This is a genomic window from Micromonospora sp. NPDC005172 (assembly GCF_040608555.1).
Taxonomy (GTDB): Bacteria; Actinomycetota; Actinomycetes; order Mycobacteriales; family Micromonosporaceae; genus Micromonospora.
On record NZ_JBEXIL010000003.1, the window covers coordinates 52180 to 73728 of the forward strand.

Sequence of the window (21549 nt, forward strand, 5' to 3'; positions counted from 1 at the left end):
GGCCAGCCATTGTGATCTTGAAGCCACCTTGTAGGTTGTACGCGATACCTGTGGCCTGTTCTCGGGAGGAGAGGTGGCCGTGACCGAATGGGAGCCGGCCACGGAGGCCGAGGTGGCGATGCGGGACGCGCTGCGCGCCAACGACCAGGAGCTCTACTTCCGTCTCCTGTCCCGTACCGATCTGCTGTTGCCCGTCTCCACTCCGGCGCCGCCCGGTCAGGCCGCCGGCTGGGGCACCTGGACGACCGGCGGCCGGACGCACGTGCTGGCCTTCACCTCCGCCTCGGCGTTGCGGGCCTGCCTCGGCGAGCACGCCGGCACCAATCGGCGTGTCCCGTTCACCGACCTCGCTCTCGGCTGGCCCAACCACGAGTGGTGGCTGGCGGTCAACCCCGGGTTGCCCGTCGAGGGGTATCTGCCGTCCTGGTTCGTGTCCCAGCTCTCCCGTGGGGACGTCCGGCTGCCGGGCCGCGCCATGGGCGCCCGTGCCCGGCTGGAGCGGGCCGAGACCCTGGCCCGGTCCCGAGCGGGTACGACCGGCCGGGACGCCCCGCCCGCCGCCGGTTTCGTGCCGCCCGCACCGCCGGTATCGGACCCGGCATCATCCGCTCGGCCTGGGCCGAGGGGCACTACGCCTCCGGTGGGCCCGCCCCCTGCAACCCCCACGCGCTCGCCCGGCCCGTCTGACCCGCCGCACCGGTCCTCCGGCGCCCAGGGCACGCCCGCCGCCGCCCCACGACAGTTGACCGACCCGCCGCGCAGCGCCCAGCCGGGCGCCGGTGCCGTGCCGGGTGTGGGCCGTACCGCCCCGTCCCGGTACGTGCCCCTGGCCGCCGATCGCACCAACGCCGCCCCGGCCGACCAGCCGGTCGCCCGCGCGGGCCGTCCATCCGTGAGCCGACCGGCCAGCGACGGTGACGGCCCGGCCGCCGGCGACGGCAGCACCCAGGACGGTCGGCGCTCCTTCTTCGAACCGACGTCCGGTCGTAAGTCGGGCCTGCCCCCGGGCGATGGTCGGTCGGGCGACCGGGCCGTGCCACCGTCGCGGTTCGGGCGGGGCAGCCAGCCCTTTCCGCGCCGGCGGCCCGCCGACGCGCCGGGCGGCGACAGCGCCCAGGCCTTCGCGATGCCCGCGCCGGACGCCAGCCGAGGGCCCTGGCCGCCAGCAGGCGACCTGGGCGCGTCCCGGGTGGTACGAGCCCCTTCGGCCGGCGACGAGGCCACGCAGCCGCTGTCGCCGCGTCGGCCCAACCCGCTGGCCGAGGAAACCACCCACGCGTTCCGGGTGCCCGGTGCGGTCAACGGTGAACCGCCACCGATCCGCCCTGCGGGGCCGGTGCCCTCGGCGGACGAGACCCAGGCGATCCCGCGTGGCCGTCCCGGTGACCGGCGGCGCTTCGAACCGGTGGAGGAGCTGCCGCCCTCGGTAGCGGAACCGGTCTCCGGTCCGCCCGCGCCGCGTCGCGGCTTCACGCCCATCGTCATCGAGGGCACCATCATCGAATCCCGGGACCTCCTCGATCCGACCGAGGTCGGCCCCTTCTTCGACACGACGCGGCGGCCCGACCCGACCACCACCGCCCCGCCACCGTTCAGCCCATCCGTGCCCGACCCGGCCGTGCCCGACCCGGCCGTGCCCGACCCGGCCGTGCCCGATCCGGGTATGCCCGACCCCGCTGTCCCCGCTGCGGCGACCAGTGGAGCGAGCCTGCTCGATCCGCCCGCCGTCACTCCGGACAGCGACCCCCTCCTGGCCGGCCCAGTCATGGGCAGTGACGCCGGCCTGGGCAGTGACGTCGGCCTGGGCAGTGACGCCGGCCTGGGCAGTGACGCCGGCCTGGGCAGTGACGCCGGCCTGGGCAGTGACGCCAGTTGGTTGTCCCGATCTTCGGCGGGCTACGAGCCCGAGCCGGTGCGCACCGACCCCGACGCGCAACCCGCGTTCGTGTACAGCGAGCCTCCGGCGCCCGACGAGCCGGCGTCGCCGCAGTTCCAGCCGGCGAACACCGTCGAGGAGGACCTGCTCGGCGCTGCCGGGGCCGGGAGCACCGACACGTTCCTCTCCACGCTGCTGCTGGCCCGCGTGCTGTTGCCGGCCGAGGCGAACTCGGCGCGGGGCAGTCGCCCCGGCGACCCGGGCTTCGTCTGGCGTACCGCCCAGATCGACGGTGAGACGTACGTGGTGGTCTACACGTCCCCGGAACGCCTCGCCGACCACGTCGAGGGCGCCGTCGACACCGTCCGGGTGAAGTTCGCCCAGCTGATCCGGCGCTGGCCGGACGAGGACTGGTCGTTCGCCGTCAACCCGGGCACTCCCGTCGGTGCGAAATTGCCCGGCGACCAGATCGTCGCGTTGGCCAACTGGGCCGCCGAGGTGGGGCTCGGCGACGATCTGGAGGTCGACCCGGTGGAGCCGGCGGCCGAGGCCGAGCCCACGGCCCGTCCCCGATACGCCCCGGCGGCGGTCGACCCGGCCCGGCCGACAGTCATGCAGAAGGCGGTCGCGCCCAGCCAACTCGCGTACTACCTGGAGCGGGGGTACGACCGGGTCTCCGGTTTCGTGCACCGGGCCGGTGAGCTGGCACACCTGACCACGCCGGCCGAGCTGCACGGCGCGCTGGGCCTCAACTATCCCGGTTCGCCGTTCGAGCGGGACGCCGAGGAGATCTACGTGCTGCGGTGGCCGGCGCACCGGCCCAGCCTCTACCGGATTCCGTACGGGGGCCAGAACGAGCCGGCGATGCGGGCCATGGAGGGCTGGGTCATCGAGCGTCCGCCCTTCCGGGGCAACGGCTTCGCCCCGGGCGAGAGCAGTGACGTGGTGGCCGAGTTCAAGGTGGACAGCGCCCGCCTCCCGCACGGCGCGCAGCTCTGGCGCATCGGCGGGGACGGCAGCGAGCGGGTGGTCGCGGTGCTCGACACGGACACGGTGAATTGGCGACGGGTTCCGGAGGAGTGATGCGCGACGGCTACGTGGCCCGTTGGCAGGGCCGGGAGTACCAGGCCAGTCCGGACGGCGACGACATCCGCCTCTACCAGCCCGAGCCGGGCGAGGGCTTCGAGGAGGTCCGCGCGGGCCGCTACGTGCGGGTGCTGCCGGTGAGTGAGATCGAGGACCTGGCGTACGTGCGGACCACCTGCACCTGGAAGGGTCAGCCGTTCATCGTGCTCGGCGAGCACGATGCCTGGCTGCGCGTCGAGTACACCGGTGGCCGTTGGCCGGTGGCCGAGGCGATGCGGCTGGAGGTCTTCGATTTCGGCGTCTACCAGGGTTGGGCACCGGCCGCCGAGGTCAGCGACCTGCGCGAGAAGCGGGTCTGACGGGTCACGACTTGGCCCACCGCAGGATCTCGCCGAGCACCACCTCGGGGGCCTCCAGGTGCGGGAAGTGCCCCACCCCGTCGAGTAGACGCCACTCGTAGGGCGCCACCACGTACCGACCGGAGCCCAGAGCGGTCCGGGGCAGGGCGGCGACGTCGGCCGCGCCGTGCAGTTGCAGAGTCGGGGTGACCAGCGGCTTCTGCATGAGGCGGACGAACCGGTAGCCGTGTAGCCGCAGCGCGGAACGGAAGGCCCAGCGATAGCCCTCCAACGCGCAGAAGGCGGCCTGCGGGATGCGCATCGCCTCCCTGCACCGATCGGCGTACGCCTCGAAGTCCGCGCTGGCGGCCCAGCGCGGGCCGGCCCAGCGGCGCAGGATCTCTTCGACGGCCGCCGCGCCGTCCCTGGTGAGCACGTGTTCGTAGCGGGGGAGCTGGAACTTCAACGCCGGGGTGGAGGCGGCGAACTGCCCGCGCGGGTCGGCGAAGATGGCGGCGCGCAGCCGCAGCGGATGGGGTGCTCCCAGGACCACCAGCCGGCGGACCAGGGCAGGGTGGAACGACGCCACCGTCCAGGCCACCATGCCGCCGACGCCGCTGCCGACGAGCGTCGCCGAGCGCTCACCGAGAGCCCGGATCAGGCCGGCTATGTCGGCGGCGAGGGTGTAGCCGTCGTACCCCCGGGGTGGTTTGTCGCTGGCACCGTAGCCGCGCAGGTCCACGGCGACCGCGCGGAAGCCGGCGTCGGCGACTGCGGGAAGCATCTGGTGCCAGGCCCACCAGTGCTCGGGGAAGCCGTGCAGGAAGAGCACCATCGGGCCGGCGCCGGCTTCGACCACGTGGAACCGGGTGCCGTTGGCGCCGACGAAGCGGTGCGTCCACGGCCCTTCGGTGAGGACGCAGGACTCGTCGACGGCTCCGCCGCGCTGGTCGGTCATGGTTGACAGCCTAGGACCCCGTCAGCAGGCAACCGTTCCGCCGGCCCGTCCGTGACGCGCAGGGAGGGTCAGACGACCGGGCTGATGTCGACGATGGTGGCCGGAACGCCCGGGCTACAGTCGGCGGCCGGGTCGGCCGGGCCGATGGTCACCCGGACGGTCGTGCCGACGGCGAAGGTGCCCTTGCCGGTGCCGTGCAGCGCGTACTGCCGACCGTCGTCGGTGACGAGGCCGTAGCAGGGCCCGTCGCCGCCCCGGGTGATCCGCCCGGCGAGTGCGTTGGCCCGGCGGGCGTCGGTCGGCCTGCGCGGCGGGCCGGTCGGTGGGCGCAGGGTGGGTAGCGGGGTCTGCGAGCGCGACGGACGGCCGGCCGGCGACGACGGCGTGGGTTCGACGGGCCCGGTCGGCGCGCCGGAGGGCGACGGCGTGGGTTCGACGGGACCGCTCGGCGCGCCGGTCGAGGGGATGTCGGAGGGCGTCTGCTCGGCGGACACGGTCGCTCCTTCGTGTCGCGGTTCGGCGCAGCCGGCGAGCGCCAGCAGGGCGGCCAGAGCGGCGCCAATCGAAGTGGTGCGGGTTTGCGGTTGCACGGATGATCCGACGCGCGTCACCCGGTCGGCGTTCCCCGGAAAGAGCGATGCCCGGGCAGGTGACCTGCCCGGGCATCGCGGAGGTGCGGGTGTTGCCTGTTACCGAGGATCAGGAGAAGCGGACGTTGGTGTAGATGCCGTCCTGCGACAGAACCTGGATCTTCCGGCCGGTAGCCGGGACCTTGACGCCGTGGTTCGGCAGCTCCGGGTACCAGTACTGCTGGGTGTCGTCGAACAGCGGCTGCGCCGCCTGGCCACGGACGTACTGGGCCTGGCTGTTGATGTGCAGCGTGAACGAGTCCGCCTTCTTCAGGCTGAACGGCGCGTCGTAGACCTGGACTCGGGCCCGCCAGGGGGCGCCGGTCAGGTTGTACAGCGGCCGCGGGTGCGCGTCGATGATCAGGTTCCGACCCTCACCCGGGTGCGCGAACGTGTCGTTGTCCGACCACCGCAGGTTCCAGTACGAGATCAGCAGACCCTCCTGGTACGCGTAGTGGTCCACGTAGTCCGGGCGGGTGTTCTGGTAGCCGAAGTAGTACGGGCCGGTCTTGAGGTACTTGTCGTACGAGGTGTACGACCGGGTGCCCGCTATGTAGTAGTTCGCGAACGCCTTCTTGTAGGTGGCCTCGGCGATCTCGAACTTCCCGCCGAAGGTCCAGCCGTTGGCACCGTTCTCGCCGCCGTCGGTAAACACGGTCTGACCGTCGGCGGTCACGGTGATCGCGTCGCCGTAGAAACCGCCCCGGGACACGCCGCCGTCGGTCTGGTAGCGCAGCCGGAACTGCACGACCTTGCCCGCCGCGGAGTTCATCGGGATGTTGACGTCGACCCACTTGCCGCCGCTGGAGCCGTCCAGGGCGAAGCGCCCGGGAGAGATCTCCTTCAACGCCTTGCCGTTGGCGGTGCCGGGCAGGGTCGCCCAGGTCTTACCACCGTCGGTGGAGGCCTCGAAGAACAGGTAGTCGAACCCGGCCTCGATGTTGTAGCGGCCCTTCATGGTCAGGGCAGCCGACGACTTCCCGGTGAGGTCCAGGGTCCGGGTCATCGTGCTGTTGAGGTTGTCCTCGTTGCCGGTGAAGAACTGCTTGCTGCCCTCGAACGGCGCGCCGTTCGAGAAGGTGTACTCGCGTGGCGGCAGGTTGACCACGGCGGCCTGCGCCTCTGGCGAGTTGTACTCCTGCGGGCCGAGAACCACGTCGCGCTTCTCGTTCGGCCCGAGCGTGTCGTAGTCGAGCCAGCCGAGCTGGAGCTTGTTCCACGCGCCGAGGTCACCGCCGCGCTCGCCGATGCCACCGTCGTTGTTGGCGCCGAGCCGGCTCTGGGCCATCAGGGTCCAGTGCTCGTTGTTGTTGTCGCCACCGTTGATGACGTTGTAGTCGTCCGGCAGACCGAGGTCGTGGCCGTACTCGTGGTAGAAGACGCTCCGGCCACCGTTCTCCGGCTGGATCGTGTAGTCACCGATCCAGACGCCGGTGTTACCGATCTGGGTGCCACCACCGAGGAAGGTGCCCGGACCGGTGCTGTTCTGGTCCGAGGCGTACGCGTACCAGCGGTGGCTCCAGATGGCGTCCTCACCCTGGTTCGGGTCGCCGTCGGCCTGGTCGCCGCCGGAGTGGACGATCTGGAAGTGGTCGATGTAGCCGTCCGGCTCGTTGAAGTTGCCGTCGCCGTCGTAGTCGTACCGGTCGTACTGGTCCATCGACTTGACGTCGGCGGCGATCTGCGCGTCGGTGCGACCGGCGGCCTTCTGGTCGAGGACCCACTGGTTGGCGGCGTCCCGGACCAGATCCCAGGTGTTGTCGCAGACATTGCTGTCGCAAACGGCCGGGTCGTTAGCCGGGTTGGCGGTGTCGTCGTCCGCGATCGGGTCGTCGGAGCGCCCGTACCGGGCCTCGTTGTACTTGACCTTGACCCAGTCGGTGACCTCGCCCTCGACGCTGTAGCGACCCGAGGACTGGGCCTCGTAGTACTGCTTCAGCGACTCGTCACCGGGGTTGGTGCCGAAGTAGAGCTGCCGGTAGTGGTCGGCGGTGTAGTCCGGCTGCCAGACGGTGGAGTTGTCCACCGCCCGGTTGGGCGCCGCAATCTGGTTGTGCAGCGGCCCGTCGAACTTGGTCGGCCCCGCGGTGTCGGGGTCGATGTTCTTGTCCGGGTAGTTCGGGTGCCGCTCGTTGCCGAACTCGGCAAGGATCACGAAGATCTTGTCGGTCTGCTGACGGGCGAGCTCGACGTACTGGTCCTCCGTCTGCGCCGTACCCGCCCCGGCGGTGCGAGCGGCGGCCCCGTCGGACTGGGTCTTGCCGACCTTGACGACCGTGCTGCCGTTGATCTTCTCGGCCTTGGCCTTGCCGGACAGGACCTTGCTGAGGCCCTCCTGGCGCAGCGCACGCCGCTTGTCCTCCAGCGGGTTCGGCAGGTCGTGGTCGGCAAGGGCGGGCTCGGCGACCGAGGGAGCGGCCGGCAACTTCGGCTGCGGCGCCGCACTGGCGGACGGTCCGAACGCCAGCCCCGTCGCCGTCAGTGAAAGCCCGAGCAGACCCACTGCGACTTTGCGCACGTGGTACCTCCGGTGTGAGGGAACCGGCCCAACGGGGGTCGGGGCCGGTGATAGATCGATCCCACTAGTGGGACCAATGGTGAACATAGACACTGCTGCGACGGGTGGGAAGATGTGCGCGTCGATTTGTTGCAAGATTTTGTTGAGAACGCTTTTCACCGTCACACCCCCGCGCTTCATCTGCGCTCGAACCGGGGCGGACCAGCCGGCATCGTCCGCAGCGATGCATTTCGATCAATAAGATCAGCTGATACGACAGTGGGGCCGGTGGCGTTCCCGCCACCGGCCCCACCATCAGTTGCCGAACCCGCTAAACCGTCACTTCTTCGCCGGGGTGACGTAGATCGTGGCGGACGAGTTGTCCTTCGCGGTCTTCCGGATCGTCAACGAGACGCCGTTCTGCACGCCCGCGTCGCCCGGGTTACCGGTGCCGAGCACGATCGCGCCGCCGCCCAGCGTGACGCCGTAGAACTCCGGTGCCGGGCTGCCGTCCGGGTTGGTCACCCGGGTGGTGTACGGCGCACCGCCGCGCGACGGCACCACGACGGAGGCGTCGTTGTCCCGCGCGTACGGAGCCCCGTCACGCATCTCGATGCCCGGGTACCAGCCCTTGGCGTCGGTGAAGCTCTTCACCGGCGCCTGCGCCTTGAACTTGGTGCAGTACGCGCTGTACGGCTCGTCCGCCGCCTCCAGGCACTCCGTGAAGGGGTACGTCTTCTGGAGCGTGAAGGCCGCGTTCGACGACTGCGGACGGCTCGGCAGGTTGTCCGTCACCGACGGGTCCTTCTCGGCCGCCGTGCCGGTACGCCGCAGCGGGTCGAAGTGCGAGTCGACGATGAGCAGCCCGCCCTTCGCGCCGTAGCTGGGCAGCGCGGTCATCTGCCCGGTGACGTGGTTGACGTCGCCGAGCGCGCTGTCCCGGTACCACACCAGCATGCCCGGGGCGTTGTAGGAGATCCGGTCGACCTTCCACGCCTCGTGCGAGTAGATGGTGTCGTAGGCGTACTTCAGGCCCTTGTCGAAGCCGTCGAAGTTGCGCCACTCGGCCAGGTAGTACTGCGCGTGGACCTCGGTGCCGCCGGAGACCTTCCAGCCCGCGCCGGTGGTGTCGACGAAGGTGCCGCCGCTGGTCGTCCAGCCGTTGTCGCCCCCCTCGACGTCGTCGCTCCACGTGGTCGCGCCGCCGCCGGTGACCGAGAAGTCGTCGACGAACCAGTTGCGCTCCTCGAACGCCTCATCGGTGGCCAGGCGCAGTCGCACCTGGACGGTCTTGCCCGCGTACGCCGACAGGTCGACGTAGTCGTGACGCCAACCGTCGGTGCTGCCGGTCAGGCCGTACTTCTTGCCGCCGAAGTCGTTCATCCGGCCGTTCGGGTCGCCGTAGTTGTCCGGCGTGGTGACCACCGCGCCACCCTCGGCGTACACCTTCTGCTCTGTCCAGGTCGTGCCGCCGTCGGTCGACAGCTCGACGAAGCCGAAGTCCCAGTCCTCTTCGATGATGTAGTTGTTCCACATCCAGAACTTGGCGTCCGCGGCGTTGGGCACGTCGACCGAACGGCTCAGCTTGACGTCGGCCCAGCTCTGGTCGTTGTTGCTGTGCCACATCTTCGTGCCGCTGTGCGGGGTCGCCAGCACCGTCACCTTGTCCGGCAGGTCGACCTTGATGCCGTCCTCGGAGTCGATCGGCGTACGCGAGGTCTGCCCGAGCTTCACCTCACGCGGGTTGGAGCCGGGACGGATGGTCAGCGGGTCGGCCCAGCCGAGCACCCACTTGTCCCAGATACCCATGTGCGTCGGCAGCGCCTGGAAGACCTCACCCGAGTGCGAACCGGAGGCCATCAGGTCCCAGAAGTCCACGTCGGAGTCGGCGTTGCCGGACGTGTCGTAGAGGTCCGGCAGACCGAGGTCGTGGCCGAACTCGTGGGCGAAGACGCCGACGCCGGCGTCCTCCGGCTGAACGATGTAGTTCGACACCTTCAGGCCGGTGCCCGGGATGGTGTAGCCACCCGGAACCGAGGAGGAGTGCGCCCACACGGCGTACACGCCCTGGTCGCCACCGCCGCGCGACTTGCCCTGGCCGGCGTGCACCAGCACGAGGTGGTCGATCACGCCGTCCGGCTCGAAGAGGTTGCCGTCACCGTCGCGGTCGGCCTGGTCTTCCTTGTCGTACTCGGCCCACGGGAAGTTGGGGTCCTTGGCGGCGAGCGCGTCGATCGCGTCGGTCGCCAGTCGGCCCGCGCCGGCCGGGTTGTCCGGGTGGCCGTTCATCGACTGCTCCCGGCCGGGAACCCAGTTGCCGTCCTCGTCCTGGGTGCAGCGGTTGGCCGCGTACCAGCCCTCGGAGTGCGGCACGCTGATCCACGGGCTGGCCTGCCCGTCGACCGTGTACGCGTTCTTGGACATCTCCAGGTACATGTTGTGCATGGTGCGACCGGAGATGTCGACACCCTTCTTGCCGTCCGGGCCCTTCAGGTCCTTGCGAACCCGCTCGGTGATGCCCTTCTTGCTGTACAGCATCTTGTCGTAGTGCGACGGCGAGAAGTTCGGCACCCAGAACGAGTTGTTGTCCTCGTGCGGCAGCCGCGACGGGTCCGGGATCTTGTTGTGCTTCGGCCCGTTCTGCACCGTGCCGGGGACGCAGGTCCGGTCCTCGAACACCGTCTTCGGGACCATCACGTTGGTGAAGTCGTCGTTCGCCTTGTCGTTGAACTCGACAAGCAGCGTCAGCAGCTTCGCCGTCTGCGTGGTCGGCGACTGCTTGATCTGCCGCGGGCTCTTGCCCGTCTTGATCGACTTGGCTTCGATCTGCGCGAGCTGGCGCGCGGTCACCGGGTTGCCCCGCGCGTGCTTCTGGTCGAACGCGCGAGCGGAGTCGACCGCGGGGGTGTAGATGCCGTTCTTGCCCTTGACCTCACGGCCGGTGGTGTCAGTCTGCACCTCGGGCTCGGCGTAGTTCATGTAGTACTCGTCAGCCCCGATCACCGCCCGAGGGGTGGTGGACGGCTGTGCCGCCGCACTGCCACTCACGGTCAGTGATGTGGCCGCGAGGGCGATGACGGGCAGCGCGACGAGTAGTCGTCGGCGCGACCCCTGATGGGAGTTTCTGTTCATGCCGCTCCGTTTCTCGGGCATGGGCGGAGGAAGCCGGCAGACTCCAGGGCACGCAGCGTCGCGTCGAGGTCAGCCGACCATCGTGAAACTAAATGAGAATCCAGCTGAACAACAGGACCGTGATGCAGGCGTTATCCGTCCGACCTGTCGACGATGGGTGCCCGGGGCGGTCGCAAGTCCACAAAAGAGGACGGTGGGTGACGGTCCGAACGGACCATCACCCACCGATGGGGTACGCCTGTCGTCAGTCCTCGTCGGACTTCGCGCCACTCATCCCGGAGGAGATCAGCTCCATCACCGAGGAGTCCTGCAGGGTGGTGACGTCACCGAGCGAGCGGTTCTCGGCCACGTCCCGCAGCAGCCGGCGCATGATCTTGCCGGAGCGGGTCTTCGGCAGCTCGGCCACCAGCATGATCTGCCGAGGCTTGGCGATCGGGCCGAGCGTCTTCGCCACGTGGTTGCGCAGGTCGGTGATGAGCTTCTCACCCGCCTCGCCGGCGATGTCCGTGCTGCCGCGCGGGATGGCGAACGCCACGATCGCCTGGCCGGTGGTCGGATCGGTCGCGCCGACCACCGCTGCCTCGGCCACCGACGGGTGCGACACCAGCGCCGACTCGACCTCGGTCGTCGAGATGTTGTGCCCGGACACCAGCATCACGTCGTCGACGCGGCCGAGCAGCCAGATGTGCCCGTCGTCGTCCTTCTTCGCCCCGTCGCCGGCGAAGTACATCCCTTCGAACCGCGACCAGTACGTCTCGATGAAGCGGTTGTCGTCACCCCAGATGGTGCGCAGCATCGACGGCCACGGCTCGCGTAGCACCAGGTAACCGCCACCACCGTTCGGCACCGACTGGCCCTGGTCGTCGACCACGTCGGCGACGATGCCGGGCAGTGGGGCCATCGCCGAGCCCGGCTTCGTGGCCGTCACTCCCGGCAGTGGCGAGATCATGATGGCGCCCGTCTCGGTCTGCCACCAGGTGTCCACGATGGGCAGCTCACCCCGACCGACGTGCTGCCGGTACCACATCCAGGCCTCGGGGTTGATCGGCTCGCCGACACTGCCCAGCAGCCGCAGCGACGACAGGTCGAAGCCGGCCGGGATGTCCTCGCCCCACTTCATCATCGTCCGGATCAGGGTGGGAGCCGTGTAGAGGATGCTGACCTTGTACCGGTCGACGATCTCCCAGAACCGGCCCTTGTGCGGGGTGTCCGGGGTGCCCTCGTACATGACCTGGGTGGCGCCGTTGGAGAGCGGGCCGTACACGATGTAGGAGTGGCCGGTGACCCAGCCGATGTCGGCGGTGCACCAGTAGACGTCCGTCTCCGGCTTCAGGTCGAAGACCGCGTGCGTCGTGTACGACGCCTGCGTCAGGTAGCCACCCGTGGTGTGCAGGATGCCCTTCGGGCGGGCCGTCGTGCCGCTGGTGTAGAGGATGAACAGCGGGTGCTCCGCGTCGAACGGCTGCGCCGTGTGCTCGGCCGACGCGGTCTCGACCGTCTCGTGCCACCAGTGGTCCTTCTCCGACCAGGCCACGTCCTCACCGGTACGCCGGACGACCAGCACGTGCTCCACCGACGGGCAGCTCGCCACCGCCTCGTCCACGGTCGGCTTCAACGCCGACGGCTTGCCCCGCCGGTAACCACCGTCGGCGGTGATCACCACCTTGGCGCTGGCGTCCTGGATGCGGTTGCTCAACGAGTCGGCCGAGAATCCGCCGAAGACCACGCTGTGCGCCGCGCCGATCCGGGCGCAGGCCAGCATCGCCACCGCCGCCTCCGGGATCATCGGCAGGTAGATCGCCACCCGGTCGCCGGCCGTGACGCCCAGGTCGGTGAGCGCGTTCGCCGCGCGGCAGGTCAGCGCGTGCAGCTCGGCGTACGTGATGGTCCGCGTGTCGCCCGGCTCGCCCTCCCAGTGGATCGCCACCTTGTCGCCCCGACCCGCCTCGACGTGCCGGTCCAGGCAGTTGTACGCCACGTTGAGCTGGCCACCGACGAACCACTTCGCGAACGGCGGGTTCGACCAGTCGAGCACCTCGTCCCACTTCTTCGACCAGGCCAGCCGGTCGGCCTGCTTCGCCCAGAAGGCGAGCCGGTCGGCCTGCGCCTCGGCGTACGCGTCGACGGTGACGTTGGCGTGCGCGGCGAGCTCGGCCGGCGGGGGGAACTGGCGCGTCTCGTTCAGCAGATTGGCCAATGCCTCGCTCATGCCGTGACTCCTCGTCCTCGGGGTGACCTGCGTCTCGATGGGCACGAGGGTAGTCGCGGGTCCGGCGGCCGGCGACCGCTGCCCACCCCGTCGCGCCGAGCGGCCCCCGCCACGCGCCCGACGGCCCGCCGCTCGCCGCTTGATCGACACGGAATCGGCGAAGTGGGGGTATCCGAGCGGCTTTATGCCCCCACTTCGGCGAAGTCGTGTGTCTCGGCTGGGTCGGGTGGTCAGGCTCGCGTTCCGGGCGGGTGTGGGCTGGCCGGCCCGGGCGGCTCGCTAGCGTGGCGGGGTGACCACCGACCCGCTCGCCCCGCTGCTCGCGCTCGCCGACATCGCCACCGCCGTCGACCGGGCCCGCGAACGCTTCGACCAGGCGCTCGGGCACCGCGCCCTGCGTCGCAACGGCGGCCAGGTCGCGGCCGAGGTCAGCCTCCGGTCGGCGGTGGCCAGCGCGGCGCTCGAAGGCGTCGTGCACGAGCGCGAGGAGGTCCGGGCCGGCACCATCACCGAGCCGGTCCTCCAGGGGGCGCTACGGGTCGCCGGGGCCCTGCCCGGCCTGAGCGAACTCTGGCCGAAGGCGCCCCGCCAGGCTCTCGCCCGGCTGCACGTCCTCGCCGCCCGCGACATCGTGCCGGAGGCCGAGCTGGGTCGTCCGGTCGCCGACCCGGTGGTCGCCGCCCGCCTCGACGGCCTCGCCGGTCTCGTGGCCGGCGGGACGAAGGTGTCCCCGCTGGTGCTGGCCGCCGTCGTACACGGGGAACTGCTCAACCTGCGCCCGTTCGCCGGACCGTCCGGCGTGGTGGCGCGCGGCGCCGCCCGGCTGGTGCTGCTCGCCAGCGGCCTCGACCCGCGCGGCCTGCTCGGCGTCGACCTCGGGCACGCCGAACGCGAACCCGAGTACGTCGGCTCGGCCGGCGCCTTCGCCACCGGCACCCCGGACGGGCTGCGCTCGTGGCTACGCCACTACATGGCGGCCGTCGAGGTCGGCGCGGACCAGCTCACCACGATCGGCGACGACATCCTCGCCGCCGCCTGACCAGCTGCGTGGCGGCGCGGATCAGGCGGCGGCGCCGGCGCGGGTCTGCTGGCGGCGCGGGTCAGGCGGTGGCGCCGGCGCGGGTCCGACGGTGCCGGCCGTACCAGGCGATGCCGATGGCCACGCCCACACCGACCCCCAGAGCAGCCGCGGCCACCGGGACGGCGGGCCGCTCCCGCCAACGGCGGCCCAGCGGGATCGGATGCCGGAACTCCAGCACCGGCCAGGCGTTCTCGGAGGCCAGCTTGCGCAGTTGCCGGTCCGGGTTGACCACGCTCGGGTGCCCCACGCACTCCAGCAGCGGACGATCGCTGTACGAGTCGGAGTAGGCGTACGAGTCGGCCAGGTCGTAATCGCGGGCGGCGGCCAACTCGGTGACCGCCTCGACCTTGCTCGGACCGGCCGCGTAGAACTCGACCTCACCGCTGTAGCGGCCGTCCCGCACCGTCATCCGGGTGGCGATCACGTCGGTCACCCCGAGCAGCTCGCCGATCGGCCGGACCATCTCCTCGCCGGACGCCGACACCAGCACCACGTCCCGCCCGGCCGCCTGGTGCTCCTCGATCAGGGCGGCGGCCTCGGCGTACACGTAGGGGTTGATCAGCTCGTGGAGTGTCTCCGCGACGATCTGGCGGACCTGTTCCACCTGCCAGCCCTTGCAGAGCGTGGCCAGGTAGTCCCGTGTTCGGGCCATGGTCTGCTCGTCGGTGCCGCCCAGCCGGAACATCAGCTGCGCGTACGCCGACTTGACGACGTCACGCCGAGTGATCAGCCCGTCCCGGTAGAACGGCCGACCGAACGCCAGGGCGCTCGACTTGGCGATGACGGTCTTGTCCAGATCGAAGAAAGCGGCACTTCGGCCCACGGCGCAAAAGTCTAGCCGGATGGTCTATCGTCGGCGGGTGCCCGGGGTCAGGCCACCCCTTGGACCTGCGGACGGGTGCCCCCACCACCGTTCAGCGTGACCGTGCTCACATTCCGCGAGGAGATTTTCGCGCAGAGTGGAGTGAACAACACTCGACGTGACGGGTCCGCTCAGGCAGACTTGTCCGCACGACGTGCTTTCACATCCCCGAAACAGACAGACCCTCGGCGGTTGCACCCCCCGTGACCGCTGAGTGGTTCGGCTCGACCCCCCCGGAGCCGAACCGTAGACGACCCCCGTCTCCCCCCGACGGGGGTCGTCCCTTTGTCGGGGAGCGCTCCCGGACAGATCGACGTTCACGGGATTTGGCCCTGCACTGGGAGCTTGCTCGCTCGGATCAGGATCTGTGTCTGAGGGCCGCGCCGGCCTGACGGGAAGAGGCGGATGCCCTCGACCCAGATCCACTCGTCCTGGGGAGGGCGGTTGACTACCAGCCGTACCCCGGTCACCCACAGCCGTATCGGGCCGTCTGACGGCAGAAGGCGATCGGCCGCTCCGATGTCCAGTGCTGCCCCGAGCTGTACTCGAACGTCAAACACCGCGTCTCCTCGTGGTCGGCGCCTTGTTCTGATGGGATGGCGTACTTGTGTGCCGCTGGATCTGGAGGCCGGCGATCTGGGCGAAGACTTCCCGCCGGGCCAGAGCCTCGTCCGTGGCAAGGTTGATGGAGTAGCCGGTCAGCCAGATCCAGCCGTGATAAGTCGGCTTGTCGCAGACCGAGGTGACCCGCAACCACAGCGCCCGATCACCGCCGAACTGCACTGACGCCTGGCCGTCGATCAGCACCAGGTCCCCTGGTGCCGGTACCCCCGGCCGACGCGGCGGGACGGTGCGAGGCGTCGGGGCGGGCGGGCCATTCGCGGACCGTTGTTCGCGTCGCGGTCCCACGCCAGCGCCTACCCGAGCCGGCCTCAGCAGTTCACCGTGCAATCGGATCCCGGGCAATCCAGGCACCAACCGCGTGCGTTGGCGCGGGTCCGCTCCGCACCACGCCTGATTGTTCGGACGGTCCTGTGGGCGGAGCTGTACTTCCCGCCCGAGCCGGAGCAGGGTTGGTGGTTGGTCGATACGTGCAGTGCTGCCATAGGGACAGGCTGTGGCCGATGGTGCTGAGTTACCTGGAAAATCCTTCCGGGTTCCAACCCGGCGCAGGGGAGACGGTTAGCTGGTGCGCGGAAGAACCAACAACCTGACCATCGGCGAACGCGTCGCCTGGTACCGCTACCGACGCGGCCTGTCCCAGGAAGTCCTAGCCGGACTTATCGGCCGAACCGCCGACTGGTTGGGCAAGATCGAAAACAACCGGATCGAGCTGGACCGACTCTCCGTCATCAAGTCCCTCGCCGAAGTCCTGGACGTCTCACTCGGAGACCTACTCGGCGAACCGGGGTTACTCGACTGGACCGGCGACAGCGGCACCACGACCGTCCCCGCTCTCCGTGCCGCCCTCATGGACTACCGCGCCCTCGGCCCCTTCGTCAGCGGCGCGGACACCGAGCCGACGAGCGTCGCCGTGCTCAGGAAAGAGGTGGGCGCGCTCTGGGATGCCTACCAGGACTCCCGATTCGGGTACGTGACCAGCCGCCTGCCCGAGCTGCTACACCGCGCCCAGGCCGCCGCCGACCACCACAACGGCGACGATCAGGACCAGGCTCGTCGGCTTCTCGGTTTGGCGTACCAACTCGCCGCCACCCAACTCACCAAGCTCGGAGAGAGCGACCTCGCCTGGATCGCCGCCGACCGCGGCCTGACCGCCGTTCGACCCACAGGTGACCCACTCGTCACCGGCTCCCTGTTCCGCTCCGTCGGACACGCCCTGCACGCCACCGGGCGCTACGCCGAAGCGGTACGCCTCACCGAAGACGCCGCCGGCTACCTTGAGCCCCACCTCAAGCACGCCACACCGGCGCTGCTCTCCGTCTACGGGACGCTGTTCCTGTCCGGCGCGATGGCCGCCGCCCGATCCAACGACGCCACCACCACCCGCACCTTCCTCGCCACCGCCGACCACACCGCCGGCCAACTCGGAGCCGACGCCAACCACCTCTGGACCGCGTTCGGCCCCACCAACGTCGCCATCCACCGTGTCGCCACCGCCGCCGAACTCGGCGACCTACAAGTCGCCATCGACCTCGGCCCGCGCGTCGACACCGCCGGCCTACCGATGGAACGCCGCGTACGACACGCCCTCGAAGTCGCCCGCGCCTACAGCTCGTGGAACCGCATCGACGACGCCCAGGCCGTTATCCTCGACGCCGAACAGATGGCACCCGAGCAGGTCCGCCACCACTTCCTCAGCCGCCAACTCGCCCTGACCTGGATCCGCCGGCAGCGCGGCAAGCCCTCGGCCGAACTGGTCGGCCTGGCCCAGCGACTCAAGGTGCTCGACTGAACCCAGTCCATCTAGGCTGCCCTGGTGACGACCAACGAGATGCCACCCATGGCAACCCCACGCGTCGCCGCCGGCGCCCTCTTCTTCGACGACCAGGGCCGCGTGCTCCTCGTACGCCCCAGCTACAAAAAACACTGGGACATCCCCGGTGGTTACGTCGAACCCGGCGAGTCACCCCGAGCAGCCTGCATACGCGAAATCCAAGAGGAACTCGGCCTCACCCCGGCGGTCGGACCGATGCTGGTCGTGGACTGGGCACCCGCCGAACATGAAGGTGACAAGCTCCTCTTCATCTTCGACGGCGGCTCACTCGGCCCAGAGCAGGAGCGCGACATCCGCTTCGCCGATGGTGAACTCACCGAGTGGCGCTACGTGAGCGCAGAGTCCTTGGAGCAGCACGGCCCACCCCGACTCGCCCGCAGAATCCGCACCGCTATCGCTGCCCGCAGTAGCGGCATGTCCGCGTACGCCGAACACGGCAGCGCAATCTAGACCGCATTCTCGATACACGATCAAGGCGGCCCGCTTCGCAGGCCGCTCGCGCCGCCGACCAGGGGCCGACCGACACCGGCCGCCGATCGGGGACCCCGCGCCCTTAGCGCAAGCGCACGGGCGCACCCCGAACGGTTGCAGCCCCACTGGCGGCGCGACATACGAAGAAGCCCCGGGCCGCCATGATGAGTGGCAGATCCGGGGCCTCGATGTTGAAGGCGACGACCAGGGCGTGCCTCCGGCGGGGCGCTCAGGCGCTTCCGGGATGGCTTGGGTGCCAAGGGAGGGCGGGACGCGCCGGTAAGTCCGTTACGTTGGGACGTCCTCATCCAATGGTCGGGCACTCTTCCAGCGGTCCACGAAGCGCTGACCAGCTTCCGTAAGCCGGAATATCTCCACGACTGGACGTCCGTCGATCATTATGTTGTCGATATGATCCGGGGCGCGTTCTAGGTAGCCGTCTTTGATGAGGTAAGACAGTAAGAAATGAGAGCCGCGTGCCATCTCAACAGCATTGAATACGGAAACGTCGAAGCCGGCGAGGGCTGACTCTGCGAGTTTGCCGACATGGATAGTTCTCCGTGCTTTGACGCGCACGTCCTCTGCCTCTGGCCCCAGGTCTTCGGCGGCCTCTAGAATCCCGGCAGCCTCTTCACCGATCCTCGCCATCTTTGAGAGGGATTCCGCCGCGCCATGTGCTGTTGGCAAGACGCGCGAGAAGTAATCAAGGACGCGCCGCTCTAGCTCACCATACCTACTATTCACGATGGCTAGGTTGGCCTTGTATTGGTACAGGGATTTGCGGTCAATTTGGCCGCGCCGGTTGCCCTTGCGTCCGTGGCAGTTCGCACACAAGACAATCATATTCTCGAAGTCGTGCCGCTTTGATCGCGACCAGTCGTCTATATGCTCCAGTTGTAAAGGTCCGACTGCCCGGCAGGTGGGGATGGCGCACCGATGTCCCGCCTCCACCATGAGCCGCCGCTCTAGCTCGGCCGACACAGAGGGTCTGCTGGTCACGTATTGCATCGTATCGCTAGCGGTGGGGGGGTTCGTCAACGCGTCTACGTTGTCGGAGAGGTTGGCGGCAGCCAGTCCAGTCGGGCCGGATCCAAGATCATCGGGCACAGATCCGGCACAACTGCGACCGGCCAGCCGTGTCAGACGACGGAAGGACTTGGCCACGGTTGAGCAGCTCGCGCCGCAGCGGTGTCCGGCTCGCGTTGATCTCTCCCCGCAGAAGGTGTAAGGGGTTCAAATCCCCTCGCATCTCTGGATGCCGTTGCCTGGTCGCAAGATCATGCCGTTCCCAGGCCGTCGAACGAGGGCCAGCAGTGACCATCGTTGACCACCCATGCAAGGTGTAGCCGCAGGTCGAAGGCGTAGTCGTCCGGTTTGATCGACTACGCCCCGACGATAGATCAATACCGCTGGAAGTGAGGGGACTGTCGGATCGGCGACGAAGGTGAGATCTTCACGTTGTGCATCGATCTCGGTACTCTTTGCGCTCATGGCGTCGCGTAGTAAGTCGAAGCTATGGCAGTACTGGGGCTATGGCGTTCTGGCAGTCCTCCTCCTGTCGCTCGGTAGCGCGAAGTTTGGTCCCGCCGTCTACCTGGTACTGCTGGGCCTGTTGCTCGTCTTCGTTTTGTTCACGGCGCCCGTCTTTTGCGGGGCGATCAACCGTAGACGAGGCAGTCTGGTTGAGTTCTGCCGGAACAACTCGAACGGACTGATCCTGGGCTGCCACCTCCGCCAGCACAAATGGCAGAAGTTCGGGCGCGACTGGTGGTCTCTCGGTTGGCGTCAGAAGAGCGAAGGACTCTGGACGGGGGGCCAGGCCAAGATGGCCACTCTCAGCTTCGCTGTCGGAACCGTCGTGAGTGTCGTCGGGCTCTTCAAGTAGGCACCCCTGCCGCAGGCGTGGCAGGGGCTGAGCCCTCCCTAAACTGCGAGTCCTAATGCTGCGACGGCGGTCGGTGACGGACGCAGTCGGGCATGCAGGGTGCAAGTTCCGCCGAAACCGCTTCAACTGCACACTGCCGAAACAGTCTCTTTAGGATCAAGGCGGCCCGCAAGCGGGCCGCGCCGGACGCGCTCGGCCTGCTGGCGGCGCAAGCGTCGGCATCGGCCGGCGCGCCGGCCGATAAGGTCCTGTGCCTCCGGCGGGGGCACTTCGGGCTTCTGGGATGGGTGTCATCCCGCCCACCATCGACCCAGGCGAAGCCGAGCAAACCTGCCCCGGGGTGACAAGGTCGTTCGTCCGGTAGGGCGCTCCACCTTGTCACCCCGGGGCAGGCCCGCTCCACGGTGTGTGGGTCGACGGCGGACGGGATGACGGCAGACTACTTGCGGCGACTTGCGATTATGCGGGCCCCCGTGCTGTTCAGGCGCCAGCGGGCAAAGTCGACGCTAACTGCAAACCTCTTAGCCGCTTCTTCGTCTGAGGCGCGCCGTCGAGCAAGTAGCTTGGCCGCCTCGAATGGGAGAAGTAACTCCCCCGACAATTCTGCGGCTTCCTGTTCGTGCTCCCGGTTGGCTACACGGCACCCTCGCTCGTTAACAAGTGCTGCCGTGAAGGGATGTTCCAATACGACATGAGCCATTTCGTGACTACATGTCGAGCGCTTCCTTTCGGGCAGGTGCAAGTCGTTTTCCAGGATGATCGCCCCATTGTTGAAAGGCACTAGGGCGCCTGAGAACACGTCGGGCCGTTTGACCTGGAAATGTTGAAGTGCCTCCTCCGAGCAACCCGAAGAGGACAGCGATATGACCTGAATTCCATAGAGCTTCGCTAGCTGGTAGGGATCGAATACGTCATGAATTCCAACCCCAACCTCTTCGCGGAGTTCAATAGCCAGCCTTTTTAGTGCCGCCTTGTTCAACGCTACTCCTGTTGTACGGCGCGTGCGCGCCTAAGGGTTGCTCTAATGACCTCCTCCAAATAGATGACATCATCCTCCGTCAAGTCGGATCGGGCGCGTAGCAATGGCGCCAATTGGGTCATCAGCGCCGGCTCCGCTCTGGCAGCATCGTTTATGCCAACCATAAACTTCTCTGCGGGCATTCCCAACCACGTCACCAACGTTGCGAACCCGTCGGCATCGGGCCGGTCTCCGTTTCCGAGGCGGGACAGCATCGAGGGGCTTACCCCGATCTCCTTCGCGAGCTGTCGCCATGACAGCCCCTGCGACTCGCGGGCAGCGTTCAGCGCTCCGTACAGGGCAACGACGTCGACCTTGGTTTTGCTCATCCGGTGACCTCCTACCCCGGAGTGTGTCACTTCCGGTGCGCTGCTTGCCAGTCGACGCACCGGTGATCTACAGTCACGCTTGTGTCGAACCCGGCACAACGCTTCGAGTTAGGAATGATCAAGTGGCAACCATCGGCACCACAGCCAAGACCGGCGAGCGCTGCCCGGAGAGCGGCGTCTGGCAGGTCGTGGGCAACCCGTCCACGACCGCCCCGATCGCCAAGAACAACGTCATGCCGCCGTACGCAGGTCAGGCCGTGACCTGGCGGCTGACCCAGTACGCCTGACGTCGCTGACGCTGGGCGTCAGACCGAGACATTGAGAGGAGGTGAAACTATGCCTGGCAAGCGTGGTCGAAGTGCTGTCACCGGGCGGTTCGTGAAGCAGTCGACGGTCAAGCGCAGTCCGAAGACGACCGTCAACGAGTCGACTAAGACGAGCAAGAAGAGCAAGTGACGCAGTGACGGCTGGCTCGGGGGGGACGAGCCAGCCGTCACGTTCGTACGCCGGCTGCAGCCGGGATCAACCGAGGTGGCAGGCGGGCGCCCCACACCTGCGTTCGCACTACGTGAAAGCGCATCGTTGTACAGCCATTCGTACAGCCAAGCCGGCCGACGGAGCCGGTCATGAGCGGACGCGAGGCGACGCGACGAGCAGGTCCACGGCAGTAGCCGACGCCGACCGACAGTCGTCTTGATCTTTGCAAGGCAGGGGTCCGAAACG

At 68.6% G+C, this 21549-nt stretch carries 17 protein-coding genes; 7 read left to right on the forward strand and 10 right to left on the reverse strand.

The features are described 5' to 3' along the window. The first annotated feature begins 79 nt into the window (after nt 1-79). Together ABZV06_RS02965 and ABZV06_RS02970 are read left to right on the forward strand one after the other, a co-directional pair. Complete coding sequence (locus ABZV06_RS02965; protein ID WP_355618071.1) at nt 80-2959, forward strand: SseB family protein; 2880 nt, start codon at nt 80-82, stop codon at nt 2957-2959. Next, nucleotides 2956-3321 carry a hypothetical protein gene (locus ABZV06_RS02970; protein WP_355235597.1) on the forward strand — a complete coding sequence of 122 codons (366 nt, stop codon included), beginning with the start codon at nt 2956-2958 and terminating at the stop codon, nt 3319-3321. The genes ABZV06_RS02965 and ABZV06_RS02970 overlap by 4 nt, the downstream gene beginning before the upstream one ends. A 4-nt stretch (nt 3322-3325) precedes the next feature. On the opposite strand, the gene ABZV06_RS02975 is transcribed toward ABZV06_RS02970, so the two are convergent. The 5 genes from ABZV06_RS02975 to acs form a co-directional block, all read right to left on the reverse strand. Continuing rightward, on the reverse strand, nt 3326-4258 hold the full coding sequence (locus ABZV06_RS02975) for an alpha/beta hydrolase (RefSeq protein WP_355235594.1): 933 nt from the start codon (nt 4256-4258) through the stop codon (nt 3326-3328). A gap of 68 nt (nt 4259-4326) precedes the next feature. Further along, nucleotides 4327-4752: a hypothetical protein gene (locus ABZV06_RS02980; RefSeq protein WP_355235591.1), complete on the reverse strand. Its 426-nt coding sequence runs from the start codon at nt 4750-4752 to the stop codon at nt 4327-4329. A 205-nt stretch (nt 4753-4957) separates the two neighbouring features. Then, a complete protein-coding gene (locus tag ABZV06_RS02985) occupies nt 4958-7390 on the reverse strand; it encodes an immune inhibitor A domain-containing protein (protein WP_355618396.1) in 2433 nt (810 codons plus the stop codon). Between the two features lie 333 nt (nt 7391-7723). Next, on the reverse strand, nt 7724-10516 hold the full coding sequence (locus ABZV06_RS02990; protein WP_355235588.1) for an immune inhibitor A domain-containing protein: 2793 nt from the start codon (nt 10514-10516) through the stop codon (nt 7724-7726). Nucleotides 10517-10760: 244 nt separating this feature from the next. Continuing rightward, the gene (gene acs, locus ABZV06_RS02995; RefSeq protein ID WP_355618074.1) at nt 10761-12725 is read right to left on the reverse strand and encodes an acetate--CoA ligase; all 1965 of its coding nucleotides are present in this window, start codon (nt 12723-12725) and stop codon (nt 10761-10763) included. Between the two features lie 292 nt (nt 12726-13017). On the opposite strand from acs, the gene ABZV06_RS03000 reads away from it, so the two are divergent. Next, nucleotides 13018-13764 (forward strand): oxidoreductase, encoded by a 747-nt coding sequence (locus tag ABZV06_RS03000; protein ID WP_355618077.1) that lies wholly within the window; start codon nt 13018-13020, stop codon nt 13762-13764. A gap of 61 nt (nt 13765-13825) precedes the next feature. Here the strand turns inward: ABZV06_RS03000 and ABZV06_RS03005 are convergent, their stop codons facing one another. Then, nucleotides 13826-14629: an HAD-IB family hydrolase gene (locus ABZV06_RS03005; protein ID WP_355235580.1), complete on the reverse strand. Its 804-nt coding sequence runs from the start codon at nt 14627-14629 to the stop codon at nt 13826-13828. A gap of 591 nt (nt 14630-15220) precedes the next feature. Then, nucleotides 15221-15475: a hypothetical protein gene (locus ABZV06_RS03010; RefSeq protein ID WP_355618080.1), complete on the reverse strand. Its 255-nt coding sequence runs from the start codon at nt 15473-15475 to the stop codon at nt 15221-15223. 382 nt (nt 15476-15857) lie between these two features. Here ABZV06_RS03010 and ABZV06_RS03015 point away from each other — a divergent pair, with 382 nt between their 5' ends. Together ABZV06_RS03015 and ABZV06_RS03020 are read left to right on the forward strand one after the other, a co-directional pair. Then, complete coding sequence (locus ABZV06_RS03015) at nt 15858-17081, forward strand: helix-turn-helix domain-containing protein (RefSeq protein WP_355618083.1); 1224 nt, start codon at nt 15858-15860, stop codon at nt 17079-17081. 24 nt (nt 17082-17105) lie between these two features. Continuing rightward, the gene (locus ABZV06_RS03020) at nt 17106-17573 is read left to right on the forward strand and encodes an NUDIX hydrolase (RefSeq protein WP_355618086.1); all 468 of its coding nucleotides are present in this window, start codon (nt 17106-17108) and stop codon (nt 17571-17573) included. Nucleotides 17574-17882: 309 nt separating this feature from the next. On the opposite strand, the gene ABZV06_RS03025 is transcribed toward ABZV06_RS03020, so the two are convergent. After that, nucleotides 17883-18593: an HNH endonuclease signature motif containing protein gene (locus ABZV06_RS03025; protein ID WP_355618088.1), complete on the reverse strand. Its 711-nt coding sequence runs from the start codon at nt 18591-18593 to the stop codon at nt 17883-17885. Between the two features lie 490 nt (nt 18594-19083). On the opposite strand from ABZV06_RS03025, the gene ABZV06_RS03030 reads away from it, so the two are divergent. Next, nucleotides 19084-19479 (forward strand): hypothetical protein, encoded by a 396-nt coding sequence (locus ABZV06_RS03030; protein WP_355618091.1) that lies wholly within the window; start codon nt 19084-19086, stop codon nt 19477-19479. A 439-nt stretch (nt 19480-19918) separates the two neighbouring features. Here the strand turns inward: ABZV06_RS03030 and ABZV06_RS03035 are convergent, their stop codons facing one another. Continuing rightward, on the reverse strand, nt 19919-20458 hold the full coding sequence (locus ABZV06_RS03035; protein ID WP_355618094.1) for an ImmA/IrrE family metallo-endopeptidase: 540 nt from the start codon (nt 20456-20458) through the stop codon (nt 19919-19921). 2 nt (nt 20459-20460) lie between these two features. After that, the gene (locus tag ABZV06_RS03040) at nt 20461-20826 is read right to left on the reverse strand and encodes a helix-turn-helix transcriptional regulator (protein WP_355618097.1); all 366 of its coding nucleotides are present in this window, start codon (nt 20824-20826) and stop codon (nt 20461-20463) included. A gap of 122 nt (nt 20827-20948) precedes the next feature. Here ABZV06_RS03040 and ABZV06_RS03045 point away from each other — a divergent pair, with 122 nt between their 5' ends. Next, the gene (locus tag ABZV06_RS03045; protein ID WP_355618100.1) at nt 20949-21113 is read left to right on the forward strand and encodes a hypothetical protein; all 165 of its coding nucleotides are present in this window, start codon (nt 20949-20951) and stop codon (nt 21111-21113) included. Nucleotides 21114-21549 lie beyond the last annotated feature (436 nt).